The 14,894-nt window shown below is 70.4% G+C and carries 14 protein-coding genes and 2 pseudogenes; 11 read left to right on the top strand and 5 right to left on the bottom strand.

What is annotated here, in order from left to right:
* Positions 1-47 precede the first annotated feature (47 nt).
* The 7 genes from ABZS54_RS06725 (at position 48) to ABZS54_RS06695 (ending at position 8,406) form a co-directional block, all read left to right on the top strand.
* The gene (locus ABZS54_RS06725; RefSeq protein WP_355531789.1) at positions 48-1,685 is read left to right on the top strand and encodes an NADH-quinone oxidoreductase subunit M; all 1,638 of its coding nucleotides are present in this window, start codon (positions 48-50) and stop codon (positions 1,683-1,685) included.
* A 2-nt stretch (positions 1,686-1,687) separates the two neighbouring features.
* Positions 1,688-3,274 carry an NADH-quinone oxidoreductase subunit NuoN gene (gene nuoN / locus ABZS54_RS06720; RefSeq protein WP_355531787.1) on the top strand — a complete coding sequence of 529 codons (1,587 nt, stop codon included), beginning with the start codon at positions 1,688-1,690 and terminating at the stop codon, positions 3,272-3,274.
* A 43-nt stretch (positions 3,275-3,317) separates the two neighbouring features.
* Positions 3,318-4,328 carry a polyprenyl synthetase family protein gene (locus ABZS54_RS06715; protein ID WP_355531785.1) on the top strand — a complete coding sequence of 337 codons (1,011 nt, stop codon included), beginning with the start codon at positions 3,318-3,320 and terminating at the stop codon, positions 4,326-4,328.
* A 242-nt stretch (positions 4,329-4,570) separates the two neighbouring features.
* On the top strand, positions 4,571-5,641 hold the full coding sequence (locus ABZS54_RS06710; RefSeq protein ID WP_355531780.1) for a DUF2092 domain-containing protein: 1,071 nt from the start codon (positions 4,571-4,573) through the stop codon (positions 5,639-5,641).
* A complete protein-coding gene (locus ABZS54_RS06705; protein ID WP_355531778.1) occupies positions 5,638-6,591 on the top strand; it encodes an ABC transporter ATP-binding protein in 954 nt (317 codons plus the stop codon). The genes ABZS54_RS06710 and ABZS54_RS06705 overlap by 4 nt, the downstream gene beginning before the upstream one ends.
* On the top strand, positions 6,578-7,501 hold the full coding sequence (locus ABZS54_RS06700) for an ABC transporter permease subunit (RefSeq protein WP_355531776.1): 924 nt from the start codon (positions 6,578-6,580) through the stop codon (positions 7,499-7,501). Before ABZS54_RS06705 ends, ABZS54_RS06700 begins: the two co-directional genes overlap by 14 nt.
* 197 nt (positions 7,502-7,698) lie before the next feature.
* Positions 7,699-8,406: a signal protein gene (locus ABZS54_RS06695; protein WP_355531774.1), complete on the top strand. Its 708-nt coding sequence runs from the start codon at positions 7,699-7,701 to the stop codon at positions 8,404-8,406.
* Here ABZS54_RS06695 and ABZS54_RS06690 read toward each other — a convergent pair.
* The gene (locus tag ABZS54_RS06690) at positions 8,379-8,531 is read right to left on the bottom strand and encodes a hypothetical protein (protein WP_355531772.1); all 153 of its coding nucleotides are present in this window, start codon (positions 8,529-8,531) and stop codon (positions 8,379-8,381) included. The two genes, ABZS54_RS06695 and ABZS54_RS06690, sit on opposite strands and share 28 nt — an antisense overlap.
* A 155-nt stretch (positions 8,532-8,686) precedes the next feature.
* Here ABZS54_RS06690 and ABZS54_RS06685 point away from each other — a divergent pair, with 155 nt between their 5' ends.
* Complete coding sequence (locus tag ABZS54_RS06685; RefSeq protein WP_355531770.1) at positions 8,687-9,160, top strand: hypothetical protein; 474 nt, start codon at positions 8,687-8,689, stop codon at positions 9,158-9,160.
* 97 nt (positions 9,161-9,257) lie between these two features.
* Here the strand turns inward: ABZS54_RS06685 and ABZS54_RS06680 are convergent, their stop codons facing one another.
* A complete protein-coding gene (locus tag ABZS54_RS06680; RefSeq protein ID WP_355531768.1) occupies positions 9,258-9,599 on the bottom strand; it encodes a VOC family protein in 342 nt (113 codons plus the stop codon).
* Here ABZS54_RS06680 and ABZS54_RS06675 point away from each other — a divergent pair.
* From ABZS54_RS06675 to ABZS54_RS06665, 3 genes are all read left to right on the top strand, one after another.
* Positions 9,582-9,839 carry a hypothetical protein gene (locus ABZS54_RS06675; RefSeq protein ID WP_355531766.1) on the top strand — a complete coding sequence of 86 codons (258 nt, stop codon included), beginning with the start codon at positions 9,582-9,584 and terminating at the stop codon, positions 9,837-9,839. The genes ABZS54_RS06680 and ABZS54_RS06675 overlap by 18 nt on opposite strands.
* A 13-nt stretch (positions 9,840-9,852) precedes the next feature.
* A complete protein-coding gene (locus tag ABZS54_RS06670; RefSeq protein ID WP_355531764.1) occupies positions 9,853-10,113 on the top strand; it encodes a hypothetical protein in 261 nt (86 codons plus the stop codon).
* A gap of 139 nt (positions 10,114-10,252) precedes the next feature.
* Complete coding sequence (locus tag ABZS54_RS06665) at positions 10,253-10,696, top strand: winged helix-turn-helix domain-containing protein (RefSeq protein ID WP_355531926.1); 444 nt, start codon at positions 10,253-10,255, stop codon at positions 10,694-10,696.
* A 69-nt stretch (positions 10,697-10,765) separates the two neighbouring features.
* Here ABZS54_RS06665 and zapE read toward each other — a convergent pair whose 3' ends face one another.
* From zapE to ABZS54_RS06650, 3 genes and pseudogenes are all read right to left on the bottom strand, one after another.
* A complete protein-coding gene (zapE, locus tag ABZS54_RS06660) occupies positions 10,766-11,866 on the bottom strand; it encodes a cell division protein ZapE (protein ID WP_355531762.1) in 1,101 nt (366 codons plus the stop codon).
* A 464-nt stretch (positions 11,867-12,330) separates the two neighbouring features.
* A pseudogene (locus ABZS54_RS06655) lies at positions 12,331-14,286 on the bottom strand (APC family permease); the annotation flags it as partial.
* A gap of 134 nt (positions 14,287-14,420) precedes the next feature.
* Positions 14,421-14,894 (bottom strand): annotated as a pseudogene (locus ABZS54_RS06650) (2-oxoacid:ferredoxin oxidoreductase subunit beta); the annotation flags it as partial.

Raw genomic sequence — 14,894 nt, 5'->3', positions numbered from 1 at the left:
CGACCTCAGATCGCCCACCCCGTAGGCGCCTTGGCGGAGGGACTTCGATGAACGGCCACTTTCCCTGGCTGACGACGCTCGCGGCGCTGCCGTTCGTCGGCGGGCTGTGCGTCGCCGCCGTTCCGGCCGGCAAGCGCAAGCTCGCCAAGAACGTGGCGCTGCTGTTCAGCCTGCTGACCCTCGCCGTCGCGATCGTGGTGGCGACCAAGTTCGACAATCACGGCGGCCGCTTCCAGCTCACCGAGAGCTACAGCTGGATCTCCTCGTTCGGGGTGCGCTGGTCGCTGGGCGTGGACGGGATCGGCCTGGTGCTGATCCTGCTCACCGCGGTGCTGATGCCGCTGCTGATCCTGGCCTCGTGGCACGACGCGGACGACGCGCCGGTGGGCACCGACGGTGCGGCCGGCACCGGCAAGGCGGCTCCGCGCAGCACGCACGCGTTCTTTGCGCTGATGTTGCTGGTCGAAGCCATGGTGGTGGTGTCCTTCGCGGCCACCGACGTGTTCATGTTCTACGTCTTCTTCGAAGCCATGCTGATCCCGATGTACTTCCTGATCGGCGGCTACGGCGGCGCGCAACGCTCCTACGCGGCGGTCAAGTTCCTGCTCTACAACCTGCTCGGCGGCCTGGTCATGCTGGCCGCGGTGGTCGGGCTGTACGTGGCCACCGCGAACCAGGGCATCGGGATCGACGGCAACGGCACCTTCGACTTCGTGAAGATCTCGCAGGCGGTGGCCACCGGTCAGCTGGACCTCGACCCGACCGCGGAGAAGGCGCTGTTCCTGGGCTTCATGTTCGCGTTCGCGGTCAAGGCCCCGCTGTGGCCGTTCCACACCTGGCTGCCGGACACCATGACCGAGGCCACCCCCGGCATCGCGGTCCTGGTCACCGCGATGGTGGACAAGGTCGGCACGTTCGCGATGTTGCGGTTCTGCCTGGAGATCTTCCCGAACGCCTCGAAGTTCTTCGCCCCCGCGGTGGTCACGCTCGCGGTGATCGGGATCATCTACGGTGCGCTGCTCGCGGTCGGCCAGACCGACATCAAGCGGCTGATCGCGTACACGTCCATCTCGCACTTCGGCTTCATCATCCTGGGCATCTTCGTGATGACCAGTCAGGGCCAGTCGGGCGCGACGCTGTACATGGTCAACCACGGCTTCTCCACCGCGGCCCTGCTGCTGATCGCGGGCTTCCTGATCACCCGCCGCGGCAGCAGGACGATCGCCGACTTCGGCGGCGTGCAAAAGGTCGCCCCCATTCTCGCGGGTACGTTCCTGGTGGCCGGACTCGCGACCCTCTCGATGCCGGGACTCGCCCCGTTCGTGAGCGAATTCCTGGTGCTGGTGGGCGCGTTCACGAAGTACAAGGTGGCCGCGATCTTCGCGACCACCGGCATCGTGCTCGCCGCCCTGTACGTGCTGGTGCTGTACCAACGCACGATGACCGGCCCGCTGCGGCCGGGCAATGAGAAGCTCCGCGACCTGGTGCCGCGCGAACTGGCGGTCGTGGTACCGCTGATCGCGTTCCTGCTCGTGCTCGGCGTCTATCCCAAGCCGGTGCTCGACGCGGTGAACCCGGCCGTGGACCACACGCTCAGCCGGGTGGATCAGAAGGACCCGGCGCCCACCAAGCCCATCGAACAGGCCGCGGGCACCGAGGCGCACACCACTGGAGGCTCCAAGTGAGCATGAGCACCGCCGCAACGGCAACGCTCGCCGTGACGAAGGTGGACGCGCCCACCATCGAGTACGGCAAGCTCTCGCCGATCCTGATCATCGCGGGCGTCGCGGTGGTGGGTGTGCTGATCGAGGCGTTCCTGCCGCGACCGGCCCGCTACCGCGCGCAGCTCACGGTGGCCCTGGTCGGCATGATCGCCGCGTTCGGCGCGGTCGTCTGGCTGGCCCGGGACCTGCCGGACGACCACCGGGGCAGCATCACCGCGATGGGCGCGGTCGCCGTGGACGGCCCGTCGTTGTTCCTGCAGGGCACGCTGCTGCTGCTCGGCATCGCCTCGGTGCTGCTGATCGGCGAGCGCAGGCTGGAACCGGCCGGCGGCGACGCGTTCGCCCCGCAGGCCGCGGCGGCGCCGGGCAGTCAGCAGGAGAAGGACGCGGAGGCGGCGGGCTGGACGCAGACCGAGGTCTACCCGCTGACCATGTTCTCGCTGATGGGCATGCTGCTCTTCCCGGCGGCGAACGACCTGCTGATGATGTTCGTCGCGCTGGAGATCCTGTCCCTGCCGCTCTACCTGCTGTGCGGGCTGGCTCGGCGCCACCGGTTGCTCTCCCAGGAGGCCGCGCTCAAGTACTTCCTGCTCGGCGCGTTCTCCTCGGCGTTCTTCCTGTTCGGCGTGGCCATGCTGTACGGCTACTCGGGCAGTGTCTCGCTGGACAAGATCGGGGTCGCCTCGGCCGGCGCGATGGACAACGACGCGCTGCTGCTGATCGGGCTCGCGATGGTGGCCGTCGGCCTGCTGTTCAAGGTCGGCGCGGTGCCGTTCCACTCCTGGACGCCGGACGTGTACCAGGGTGCGCCGACCCCGATCACCGGGTTCATGGCGGCGGCCACCAAGGTCGCCGCGTTCGGCGCGATGATGCGCTTCTTCTACGTCGCGCTGCCGGGCATGCGCTGGGACTGGCGACCGGTGATGATCGGCGTCGCGATCGCGACCATGGTCGCCGGCGCGATCATCGCGATCACCCAGACCGACGTGAAGCGACTGCTCGCCTACTCCTCGATCGCCCATGCGGGTTTCATCCTGACCGGAATGATCGCGATGAACGACGCGGGCGTGTCGTCCACGATGTTCTACCTTGTGGCCTATGGGTTCGTCACTCTGGGTGCATTCGCGGTGGTCACACTGGTACGCGATGCCCGTGGCGAGGCGACGCATCTGTCCCACTGGGCGGGTCTGGGCAGGCGTTCCCCGCTGGTTGCAGGAGTGTTCGCACTGTTCCTGCTCGCCTTCGCCGGCATCCCGCTGACCAGCGGTTTCGCCGGAAAGTTCGCGGTCTTCCAGGCGGCGGCGCGAGGCGGTGCGGGCAGCCTGGTGGTGGTCGGTGTGCTGTGCAGCGCGGTCGCCGCTTTCTTCTACGTACGGGTGATCGTGTTGATGTTCTTCTCGGAGCCCAAGGTCGACGGTCCGACGGTCGTCGTACCGAGCGTGATGACCACCGCTGCCATCGCGCTCGGGGTAGCCGTTACCTTGGTCCTTGGCATCCTCCCGCAGCCGGTACTGGACCTCGCGGACAAGGCAGCCTTGTTCGTCCATTAAGCAAGACGCAGAGACTCTGCGTGATCGACAGGAGAGAACCGTCATGGCGATCGTGGGGCCCTTCGGGCTGAGCGTCACGGACGAGACTCTCGACGCCGATATCAGGGCGGGGCTGGCCGCCGTGGAGCAGGAGCTCCTGGCGGCCACCAAGAGCGAGTTCCCCTACCTGACGCAGACCTCGCGGCATCTGGTCGAGGCGGGCGGCAAGCGGTTCCGGCCTCTGCTGGTGCTGCTCGCCGCCCAATTCGGCGACTGGCAGGCGCCGGGCGTGGTGCCGGCGGCGGTGGTGTGCGAACTGACCCACCTGGCCACGCTGTACCACGACGACGTGATGGACGAGGCCCTGCTGCGGCGCGGCGCACCCAGCGCCAACTCCCGGTGGGACAACTCGGTCGCGATCCTGACCGGCGACTTCCTGTTCGCCCGGGCCTCGGAGATCGTCGCCGACCTGGGCAACGAGGCGGTGCGGATCCAGGCGCGGGCGTTCGCCCGGCTGGTGACCGGCCAGATCCGCGAGACGGTCGGCCCGGGCCCGGGCGACGACCCGGTCGAGCACTACCTGTCGGTGATGGCGGACAAGACCGGCTCGCTGATCGCGGCATCCGGCCAGTTCGGCGCGATGTTCGCGGGTGCGGACGAGCACGTGGTGGACATCCTGACCCGGTACGGCGAGCGGTTCGGCGTCGCCTTCCAACTGGCCGACGACGTGCTCGACATCGCCAGCGAGGCGACCGAGTCCGGCAAGACGCCGGGCACCGACCTGCGCGAGGGCGTGCCGACGCTGCCGGTGCTGCACCTGCGGGCGGGCGTGAGCGGCTCGTCGCCGGCGGCCGACCGACACCTGCTCGCTCTGCTCGACGGGCCGATCACGGACGACGACGAGCACGCGGAGGCACTCGGGCTGTTGCGTGCGCACCCGGCGCTCGCGAAGGCTCGCGAGGACACCCGACGCTATGCCGAGGCGGCTCGGGAGGTTCTGGCGCCACTGCCGGAGTGCGGTGCGAAGCTGGCCTTGTCGTCGTTGTGCGAATTGGTCGTGGAGCGCAGCGCGTAGTTTTGCTTCCCGCCCACCCGTGACGTCACGTGGGCGGGCCGCGGACTACGGCGGGAGTGCTCGGCGGCTGCTCCCGGGGGAGTAGCGCGTGAGGTGGCGAGTCACCATCAAGTCCCGTACTCGGACGTGCCGCACGTCTTGAGGTGGACGTTTTCCCGTGACGTACGGCCGACGCCGAGTGCGCGGTCTCGATGGTCCCCTTGGGGTGTCGCATTCGACACTCGAATCAGGGGGCAATCTCCATGACTCGCACCACCCGCCGATCCGTTCCGTGGCGCTTCGCGGTGCCGGCCGCGATCGCGGCCGCGACCGTCGGTGCCGTGACGTTCGGCCCGTCCGCGTTCGCCGACGACTCGCATCCGGGGCTACCGGAGCAGACCGCCGAACAACTCGTCGCCAAGGTCGCCGCCGCCCGGGCGGACGCGCTCACCGGTACCGTCCGCATCGACACCGAGCTGGGCCTGCCCGCCCTTCCCGGCAAGGCCGGCGGCGACGGCCCGCAGGCGCTGCTGTCCGGCACCAACAAGCTCCAGGTGGCCCTGGACGGCCCGGACCGGCAGCGCATCGGCATCATGTTCGATCTGGCCGAATACAACGTCGTCCACAACGGCCGCGACGTGTGGACCTACGACAGCCGCGCGCACGCGGTGACGCATGGCACGTTCGACCAGGGCCGATCCGATGTCGCGTCGCTGGTGCCGACCACGCCGCAGGACGTGGCCCGGCAACTGCTCGACCTGGTGGGCCCGACCACCGACGTCCGGGTCGACGGGACCGGTCGGGTCGCCGGGCACGACGTGTACAAGCTGCGCTTCGCGCCCAAGGCCCAGGGCAGCCTGATCGCCGCCGCGACGGTGTTCGTGGACGCGAAGACGGGCGTGCCGCTGCGGGTGACCGTGGACACCGTCAAGGGCGGCAAACCCGCGATCGACATCGGCTTCGAGAACGTCTCGTACGACAAGCCCCCGGCCGGCGCCTTCGACTTCAAGCCGCCGGCCGGGTCCCGGGTCAAGGAGGTGGCGCCGAACGAGGCGCGGCCCGAGGCACCCGGCACGCCGAACACGCCGGCGGCGCCGACCGGGAAGCAGGCCGAACCAGGCCTGCTCGGTGAGGGCTGGGCGACCGTGATCGAGCTGCCCGCCGGCGGCGAGGCCCGGGACGCCACCCGACTGCTGGGCAAGCTGGGCAAGCCGGTTCCGGGCGGGACGCTGATCAACACGCGCCTGCTGAACGTGCTGAGCACCGACTCGGGCCGGATCTTCGCCGGCGCGGTGGACGCGGACACGCTCCAGCGGATCGCGGCACAGCGATGACCGCGTCCACGGCGGTCGGGACCGCCGCGATCCGCACCGAGGGGCTGTCCAAGCGCTACGGCCGGGACCGGCTCGCCGTGGACGGCCTCGACCTGACCGTGCCGGCCGGCTCCGTCTTCGGCTTCCTCGGGCCCAACGGTTCCGGCAAGACCACGACCATCCGGATGCTGCTCGGCCTGATCCGGCCGACCGGCGGTTCGGTCACCCTGCTCGACGGCCCCATGCCCGGGGCCGTCGGGCAGGTGTTGCCCAGGGTCGGCGCGCTGATCGAAGGCCCGGCGCACTACGGCTTCCTGACGGGTCGGCAGAACCTGGACCGGCTGGACGCCGCCGACCCCACCGCGGACCCGCGGACCCGCGACGCCCGGGTGGACGAGGCGCTGGCCAAGGTCGGCCTGACGGCGGTGGCCGGTCGCAAGGCGCGCGCCTACTCGCTGGGCATGAAGCAGCGGCTGGGCATCGCGTCCGCGCTGCTGCGCCCGCGTGACCTGCTGGTGCTCGACGAGCCGACCAACGGCCTGGACCCGCAGGGGATGCGCGAGATTCGCACGCTGATCCGCGAGTTGGCCGCGGACGGCACGACGGTGTTCCTGTCCTCGCACCTGCTGGACGAGATCGAGCAGGTGTGCACGGATGTCGCGGTGATGAGCCACGGCAGGCTGATCACGCAGGGCACGGTGGAATCCCTGCGCGCCGGTACCCGAGCCCGGCTGGTTGTCACGACTCCCGACGCGGAGGCGGCGGTCGTGGTGCTGGGCAGGCTCGGCGCGACCGACATCGTCACCACCCGCGACGGCGTCGAGGCCGACCCGGCGCCGCTGGAGCCCGACGAGGTCTGCGCGGCGCTGGTCCGCGCCGACGTGCGAGTCCGCTCGTTCACCCTTGCGCGACCGTCCCTGGAGGACGCGTTCGTCGCCCTGACCGGAGAAGGCTTCGATGTCACCGACTGACGCACTGCCCAAGACGGGTGTCCTGTCGCCCGCGTTCCGGTACTCGGCGGACAAGGAGGCGTTCGGGGCCGAGCGGCTGCCGCGACTGCGCGGGTTGATGCGCAGCGAGTTGCGGTTGGTCTTCCTGCGCCCGCGCACCGCCGCGATGCTGGGCTTCCTGGCCTTCGTACCGGTCATGCTCGGGGTCGCGCTGCGCTACTTCCACAACGGCCGCTCCTCAGGCGGGGGTGGCGGCGGGTCGATGGACTTCGTGAACCAGGTCACCGGCAACGGGCTGTTCCTGGTCTTCGCGTCGCTGGCCGCCGCGCTGCCGTTCTTCCTGCCGATGACGGTCGGCGTGGTGGCGGGCGACTCGATCGCGGGCGAGGCGCACGCCGGGACGCTGCGCTATCTGCTGGTCGCGCCGGCCGGCCGGACCCGGTTGCTGCTGGTCAAGTTCGCCGGTGTGCTGGCGTTCTGCCTGGCGGCGACACTGACGGTCGCGCTGTCCGCGCTGGTGGTGGGCGCCGCGCTGTTCCCGATGGGCGATGTGCCGCTGCTGACCGGCGACACGATCTCGATGGGCGAGGCGTCCTGGCGGGCGTTGTTGATCGCGCTGTGTGTGGCGGCCTCGCTGGTGGGCCTCGCGGCGATCGGGCTGTTCGTCTCGACGCTGACCACGGTGCCGGTGGCGGCGATGGCCACCACCGTCGGCGTGGTCATCGTGACCGCGATCCTGACCGGCATCCCGCAGTTGTCGGGGATCCACCCGTGGTTGTTCACCGACGGCTGGATGAGCTTCGGCGACCTGCTGCGGAGTCCGATCCCGACCGGCGAGATCATGCGCAACCTCGGCGTCCAGGCGGCCTACACGGCCATCTTCGGCGCGGCGGCCTGGGCCCGGATGACCGAACGCGACATCACCACGTGAGCAGGACCGGGCCGGTGGCGGGCGGCGCCTCGTTGGGGTCAGTGTCCGGCTGGTTCGCGAGCCTCGCGCGTATGTACGCCGATATGAGGATGCGCGCGGTACAGCCGGCGAACCGACCGGCTCGTCAAAGCAGTTCGGGGGCGCCGAAGTTCGGTCCGGTCGCCGGGCGGGAGCGGGAGCCGGCCATACTCTCGCTCATGAAACTCGGACGCTCGTTCGCCCTGCTGATCGGCGCGCTCACGTTGATCACCGGGTGCACCTCGGACAAATCCTCGCCGTCGGCGGCCGGCCCGACGAGCACGCCGCCGTCGGTCGCACCACCGGCCGCGCCGGCGTCCTCTCCCGACCCGGAGGAGTCGGCGTCCCCGACCCCGGTCCTCGCCGTCGACCCGAACAACCCGAATCGGCCGAACCTGCCCGACCTCCAGGGGCGGTGGTGGACCTGGGTGGCCAAGAGCACGAGCGCCACCAATCCGCTCGCCGACCCGAACGGCAAACAGTGCGACCACAATCAAGGGACCACCGCGTGGTACCTCGCGGGCTCCTCCGACGGCGCGGCGATTCGGCGCTGCCGCATGCTCACCCGGGCTCCGATCGCGTTCCCGGTGGTGAACACGAAGGGCACCCAGGCGGACTGCGCCACGTTCATGGCCGACGCGAAGGGCTCGGTCGAGTTGGACGGCAAGCAGATCCAGCCGGACCGGTTCGACGCCGCACCCATCCACTTCACCGGCGTCGAGGGCAACCCGATCACGGGCAATGCCGAGGAGGTGAAAACCTACGCGTGCGGCCTGTGGGTGCAGTTGGCCCCGCTCGGCACGGGCACTCACACACTCGCCATCCGCGGCTCGTCGGGCACGTCGACGACCGTCGTCGACTACACCCTGGACGTCACCGCGCGCTGACCGGCGGCCGGTGGGCGCGCCACCATCAACTCGCGCACCTCGTCCGGATCGTGCCCGACCTCGGTGCACAGCGCGCCCAATTCGACGAACTGCCGATTCACGTACGCGTCGTCCGCCGGCGTCATCGCGTGGTCCCCGTTGACCTCCCGAAACCGAGCTGCCAGGTCACAGGCGTGTGCTGACAGTTCTGCGGGTGTCGGGGGCGGCGCTGACAGCGGTCTGTGGGGGTGGTCAGCGGTCTGTGCGGGGGCTGCCGGCGGTACAGCGGATGCTCTTGCACATGGACACCACGAGCACCACCACCGCGAAGGCCCCCGGAGTGATCGGCTCCTTCGTCCGCTTCGTCGTCTTCGGCGGCGGTGTCGGCCTCGCGAGCAGCGCGACGCTGGTCCTGCTGTCCGGCCACCTGCCGTTCGCCGCCGCCAACGCGCTGGTGACCGTCGGCTCGACGCTGATCGCGACCGAGTTGCACAGCCGGTTCACCTTCGGCCAGGACAAGCCCGGCAAGAGCGACCACGTCAAGGCGGCGCTGACGGTGCTGGTCTGCTACCTGTTCACCACGGCCGCGATGCTGGTCCTGCGGGCGATCGACCCGAACGCGGGCGTCCTGGTCGAGCAGGCCGTCTACCTCTCGGCCTCCGGCCTGGCCGGCATCGGCCGGTTCGCCTTCATGCGGCTGGTGATCTTCGCGAAGAACAGCCCGAAGGGCACGCCGCGTCTGCTCGCCCGCGAAGCGGTGGTGACGGCGGCCTGACCGGCCCCGGCGACAACCGCGACGACCGACGGGTCGGCTCGCGGGGAGCGGCGACAGTGTCCCGCCGACTCCCCGTTCGAGCCGACCCGTCGTCGCGTCAGGTGACGAAGCAGAACTCGTTGCCCTCCGGATCGAGCATCACCCGGAACGACCCCTGCTCGTCGCCGACCACGGGTCCCCCCGCGCTCGCCCCGAGGGAGATCGCCAGCGTCACCGCCGCGTCCAGGTCGGCCACCCGCAGGTCCAGGTGCAGCCGATTCTTCCCGGCCCTGTCCTCCGGCACCGGCTGGAACGCCATCCGCGCCGAGCCGGGCGGTTCGACGTGCGACCAACCCCGCTCCCGATCCACCGGCTCCCCACCCAGCAACCCGGCCCAGAACCGAACCAACGACCCCGGCTCCCGGGCGTCCACGACGATCTGATGCAGCTCCACACGCATACGCGAAGCCTAGGAGACCCCGCCGCTGCCCGATCGGGTGAACCGGATCGTGAGGGCTGCTGCGGCATCGAGGGCGAAACTAGGCTGAAGGTGTTTGCCTCGGGGAGGGGAGGAGCGGGTGTGATCTCAGTCGAAGCTGTGTACACACATGGTGTGGAAACCGACGACGATGCGATGCCGGATCCGTTCGGATTCGTGCTCGACACCGCCGCGATCGTCGACTGGGCAGTGGGGGCGTGATCCCGTGTCGGATGTGCCGGAGAATGGCCTCAGCCCGCTCGCTCGGCGGGTGCTCGCGTGCATGTTGGCGGTGCCGGAGGGGATCAGGTTCACTGGCAAGGACGTGGCCGACGTGATGCCCGAGGGGCCGTATCGGGTGCAGAAGGCGTTGCGCGAGCTCGGTGCGGCGGGGCATCGGACCGTGCGGCGGTTGAAGCGGGCCAACGGCCAGTTCTATATAGAGGTCGAGTACCACGCGATACCCGTCCGGGCCGACGACTCGTCGCTGGATTGAAGTGATTACGTAACTGCGTAACAATCGCGACGTGCCGAATCGACCGGACGACGACGATGACGAGCGAGCCGCCCTGGCCGCGCGCCTGGACGCGCTGACCGAGCGGGTCGCGGCCCTGGAGGCCGCAGCCGGCACCCGGGTGCGGACCGGACCGGCGGAGCCGCCGGTGGCGGGCCGGGACGACGAACTGTTCTGGGCGCTGGAAGGGCTCAAGGAGCACTTCGGGATCGGTTCGCTGCTCTACACCGGCGCGCTGCAACTGCCCCAGGGAACCCCCGTCGAGTGGCAACTGGCCGCCGACGCGGACGAGTTGCTCGCCGAGGACTGGGCGCCGTTCGCGGAACACCTGGCCGCACTGGGCCACCCCGTACGGCTGTCGCTGCTGCGCGAGATTCTGCGCGGTACCGACACCGCGGCCGAACTCGGCGCCCTGGACGGTATGGGCACCAGCGGGCAGGTCTACCACCACCTGCGCCAACTGGTCGCCACCGGCTGGCTGCGCACCGTCGGCCGAGGCCACTACGAGGTGCCCGCGATGCGGGTCGTACCGCTCCTGGTCGTCCTGTTCGCCGCCCGCCCTTGAACCCGCACCGCCCGCTCCGATCCCGACGCCGCCCGGCCCGGCCCGGAGTCGTCCGAGATTGCCCGCCCGTCAGGACGTGCTCGAAGACTCCGACGTGCTCTCGGGGCCGTCGGACCGGCCCACGCGACGGAGCAGGCCCAGCCGGCTGGCGGTGCGGGTGATGTCGGTCGGCAGGTCGTCGCCTGCGAGGAGTTCGGCCAGGGGAAGGTCGCTGCACAGGAAGAGCCGCACGTCGGCGTCGCAGCAGACGTCGATCAGGTTCACGAAGCGTTGCCGGGCCTCGGCGCTCGCGGTTTTCAGCGCAGGCAGCGCGCCCAGCACCCACGTCGGGTACGTCTCGGCGAGCACGAGGTAGTCGAGCGGCGAGGTCCGGCCCTCGCACAACGCGGCGAACCCGCCCCACAGCTCGCCCGGGCGGGCCGCCTCGACCGCCAGGTCGCGATGGTTCACCCGCAACGTGACCGCCTCGTCGGGAGTGGGCGGAACCAGGCCCTGTCCGCGCAGTTGCTCGGGGTCACCGGGCCACAACACCGCGCCCCGGCCGAACTCGGTCGCCACCGATTCGGCCCGGGGCAGGGCCCGATAGTCCTGCGGGCCGGCGACGGTGACCACGGTCATCCGCTCCTCGATCTCGCGGATCGTCGGCTCGAACAGGTGGTGGTAGAGCGGATTGGGCAGCAGTCCGACGGGGGGATAGTTGGACGTGCAGACCAGGACGACGCCGCGTGCGTGCAACTCCCGCAGCAGCCGGGTGACCAGCATCGCATCACCCGGGTCGTGCACGTGGAACTCGTCGAAGCACAACAGGTCGACGTCGCCGACCAGTTCGGACACGGCCGCGTCGACGGCGCTGTGTTCGTGGCCGTGGTCGTCGCGGTGCCGGTTGACCGCCTCGTGCAGGCGCCGGAAGAACGCGTGGAAGTGCACCCTGGTGCGCCGCTCGGCGGGCAGCGGTACTGCCGCGAAGAACGCGTCGAGCAACCAGGTCTTGCCCCGGCCGACCGGGCCCCACAGGTAGAGCCCCGCCGCCGGTCGGCGGTGGAACAGGCCGTGCCCACGACCCCGGCTCAGCGCGGCGCCGAGTTCGGCGAGCCGATCGGCCGCCTCTTCCTGCGCCGGATCGAGCACGAAGCCGCGCGTGTTCGCGGCGCCGTGGAGGTGGCCTCGCATTGTCTCGACGGTCGTTCGCCCCATGATCGAGATCCTAGTGAGCGCCTGTTCACGGGCATCACCGATGATCGAGGCCGGAGCGGCCCTCACTCGTCCTCCGGGAGCAACTCGTAGCTCGGATCGGACATCGCCAAGTGCCCCTCGGCCTCGCCGACCACGCCCTTGACCCGCATCCGGCGGCCCGGTTCCACGCCGGCGAGTTGCCGGCGGCCGTGGAAGAGCAGCCGGAGGCCGCCGGTGCGGTCGTACAGTTCGACTTCCAGGGCCGGCCGGGCGGTCTCCGGTGACGGGGACACCGACCGGACCCGGCCGACCACCTCGGCCCGTTGCCGCCACTTGAGCTCCGCCACCGACGCGGGACCGGCCGCGTGGGGGACCGGCTCCGGTTCCGCGTCCATCGTCGGCAACAACCGGGGCACACACCTGGTCGCCGTCGGCTCATCGGGCGCGGGCGGTCGATGCGCCATCGCCGCGGCCACGTCGAACGGCACGACGGTGGCGATCGCGTGCGGCACCCGGGTCAACGCGGACGCGATCGAGTCGGTGGTGCGGCCGTGCAGCAGCCGGCCGATCACCGGCGGATAGGTGTGCCGGGGCAGCAGCAGGGTGATCCCGGACGCGCCGTCCGCCACCTCCCGCGCGGCCAGTTCCATGACCGCTCGGGCGAGCCGCCGGTCCGGGCACTCGATCAGCTCCAGCGGGATGTCGGCGGCCCGGCTCGCCTCCCAGCGCTTGCGCAGCACCTTGGCATGCCGACTGTCCAGCACGAAGTGCGCCGCGCGCAGATCGTCGGCCCGCAGAGCGCGCGCGTAGCGCACCGCTTGGAGCACCGCGACGTCGAGCGAGTCGACCAGCACCACCACCACCGACCGGTCCCGCAGGCCGAAGTCCGCCGTGGCCGGCGCCGCCGCGAGCGCCGCCGCCTCCTCCCGGTAGCGCCGGTTGACCCCGATCAACGCCCACACGCCCAGCGGGAAGAGCAGCACCACCAGCCACGCGCCCTCGGTGAACTTGGTGATCGCGAAGATCAGCACCACCACCCCGGAAACCACCGCCGCGAGCGCGTTGACCACGAACCCGGCCCGCCAGTGGCTGCTGCGGTGTGTCCAGTGATGCTTCGTCAGCCCCGCGCCGGCCATCATGAACCCGGTGAACACGCCGATCGCGTACAGCGCGACCAGCGAGTCCACACTCGCCTGAGTCACCAACAGCAGCGCGACGGCGGGCACCGCGAGCAGGATGATCCCGTTCGAGAAGGCCAGCCGGTGCCCGCGCCTGCGCAGCATCTTGGGCAGGAACGCGTCCTCGGCGACGAAGTCGGCCAGGAACGGGAATCCGTTGAACGGCGTGTTCGCGCCGGTGTACAGGATCAGCGCGGTGGCCAGTTGTACGAAGATCAGCCCGGCCCGACCGAATACGCCCCCACCGAGCACCAAGTGCGCCTCCTGCGCGATCACCGTGGGATCGCCGTCCACGTAGGGGATCGCGTGCGTGGCGCGCGCGAGCAGCGAGATGCCCAGCACCAGCACCGCGAGCACCAGCGACATCGCCACCAGCGTCTCGCGCGCGTTGCGGCCCTGCGGTTCGCGGAAGGTGGACACACTGTTGGAGAGCGCCTCCAGGCCCGTCAACGAGGACCCGCCGTTGGCGAAGGCGCGCAGCACCACGAACAACGAGGCGCCGTACAGCAGTCCGCCGCCCGACGTACCCAGCGGCACCGCGCCGGCCGCGTGCACGTCCGCCTGTGGCAGCGAGCCGTCGCTCGCCCAGCGCACCAGCGCGACCGCGAACACCACCGCCATCGAGCCGATGAACAGGTACGCCGGCAGCGCGAACGCCCGGCCGGCCTCCTTGACCCCGCGCAGGTTGCCGTAGAACAGCACCGCGACCACACCGACGCAGATCTCCGGCTTCCAGCCGCTGATGTCGGTACCCCACACCAGGTGCAGCAGCGAGGCGATGGCGTCGGTGCCGGCCGCCGTCTGCACCGCGACGGTGACCACGTAGTCGATCAGCAGCGCGACCGAGGCGATCTGCGCGACGCGCGGCCCGAAGTTGTCGCGGGCCACGATGTAGGAGCCGCCGGCCTTGGTGTACAGGCTGACCACGTCCCAGTAGGACAGCGTCAGCAACAGCAGCACCATGAGGATGGCGTAGGTGACCGGCAGCAGCAGGGTGAAGGCGGCGACGCCGATGTAGGGCACCAGCGCGCGCAACATCTGTTCGGTGCCGTACGCCGAGGACGAGATGCAGTCCGAGGCCAGGACACCGAGCGCGGTCGGGTTGGACAACTTCTCGCCGCGCAGGCGCGAAGTGACCAGGGGCGGCCCGAGCAGTCGTTTCTTGACGCGGTATCCGACCGTCTCGGGGATCCGGACATCCACGCTGAGCGGAGCGGGCGGGCCGAGGGGTGACTGCATGGCCCCTCGGCTGCCCGTGCGTCACCCCGCACATGCCCAGGATCGGCCGAACAGGGTCCGGCGCCCGAGCGGGGCCCGACGAAAAATCCGTCGGGCCCCGCTCGGTGTGGATGTGTCCGGACGTCGAGGTGCTGCTAGTCGATCGTCCAGGTGTCGTTGCCCCGGATCAGCGAGGACAGGTCACCGGCGCCCGCACTGCTCGCCGCCTCGGCCATCTGGGCCGACATCAACCGGTCGTAGACCGGGCGCTCGATGTCGCGGAAGACGCCGATGGGGGTGTGCGTGTTGCTGGTCAGGTCACCCAGCCGGGTCAGCGCGAAGGCCAATTCCGGGTTGTCCGCGTGCGCGTCGTGCACCAGCAGCGCGTCCTCGCCGACCTGTGCGACCTCGGCCACGTCCAACGAACCGCGCGCACCGCGGATGACGCCGAACTGGCCTTCCGAGCCGAACCGGATCGGCTGCCCGTGCTCCAGCCGGATGGTCACGTCGTCCCGCCGCTCGGGGTCCTTGAGTTGCTCGAACGCGCCGTCGTTGAAGATGTTGCAGTTCTGGTAGATCTCCACCAGCGCGGTGCCCTCGTGGGCCGCCGCGGCGCGCAGCACCGAGGT

The sequence above is a fragment of the Embleya sp. NPDC005575 genome, assembly GCF_040605455.1.
Taxonomy (GTDB): domain Bacteria; phylum Actinomycetota; class Actinomycetes; order Streptomycetales; family Streptomycetaceae; genus Embleya.
This window is presented reverse-complemented; position numbering and strand designations above follow the sequence as displayed.

Bases quoted from the DNA above. Each gene is read 5' to 3' on its own strand.
- ABZS54_RS06725 (WP_355531789.1), top strand. From the start codon at position 48: ATGAACGGCCACTTTCCCTGGCTGACGACGCTCGCGGCGCTGCCGTTC.
- nuoN (WP_355531787.1), top strand. From the start codon at position 1,688: ATGAGCACCGCCGCAACGGCAACGCTCGCCGTGACGAAGGTGGACGCG.
- ABZS54_RS06715 (WP_355531785.1), top strand. From the start codon at position 3,318: ATGGCGATCGTGGGGCCCTTCGGGCTGAGCGTCACGGACGAGACTCTC.
- ABZS54_RS06710 (WP_355531780.1), top strand. From the start codon at position 4,571: ATGACTCGCACCACCCGCCGATCCGTTCCGTGGCGCTTCGCGGTGCCG.
- ABZS54_RS06705 (WP_355531778.1), top strand. From the start codon at position 5,638: ATGACCGCGTCCACGGCGGTCGGGACCGCCGCGATCCGCACCGAGGGG.
- ABZS54_RS06700 (WP_355531776.1), top strand. From the start codon at position 6,578: ATGTCACCGACTGACGCACTGCCCAAGACGGGTGTCCTGTCGCCCGCG.
- ABZS54_RS06695 (WP_355531774.1), top strand. From the start codon at position 7,699: ATGAAACTCGGACGCTCGTTCGCCCTGCTGATCGGCGCGCTCACGTTG.
- ABZS54_RS06690 (WP_355531772.1), bottom strand. From the start codon at position 8,531: ATGACGCCGGCGGACGACGCGTACGTGAATCGGCAGTTCGTCGAATTG.
- ABZS54_RS06685 (WP_355531770.1), top strand. From the start codon at position 8,687: ATGGACACCACGAGCACCACCACCGCGAAGGCCCCCGGAGTGATCGGC.
- ABZS54_RS06675 (WP_355531766.1), top strand. From the start codon at position 9,582: ATGCAGCTCCACACGCATACGCGAAGCCTAGGAGACCCCGCCGCTGCC.
- ABZS54_RS06680 (WP_355531768.1), bottom strand. From the start codon at position 9,599: ATGCGTGTGGAGCTGCATCAGATCGTCGTGGACGCCCGGGAGCCGGGG.
- zapE (WP_355531762.1), bottom strand. From the start codon at position 11,866: ATGCGAGGCCACCTCCACGGCGCCGCGAACACGCGCGGCTTCGTGCTC.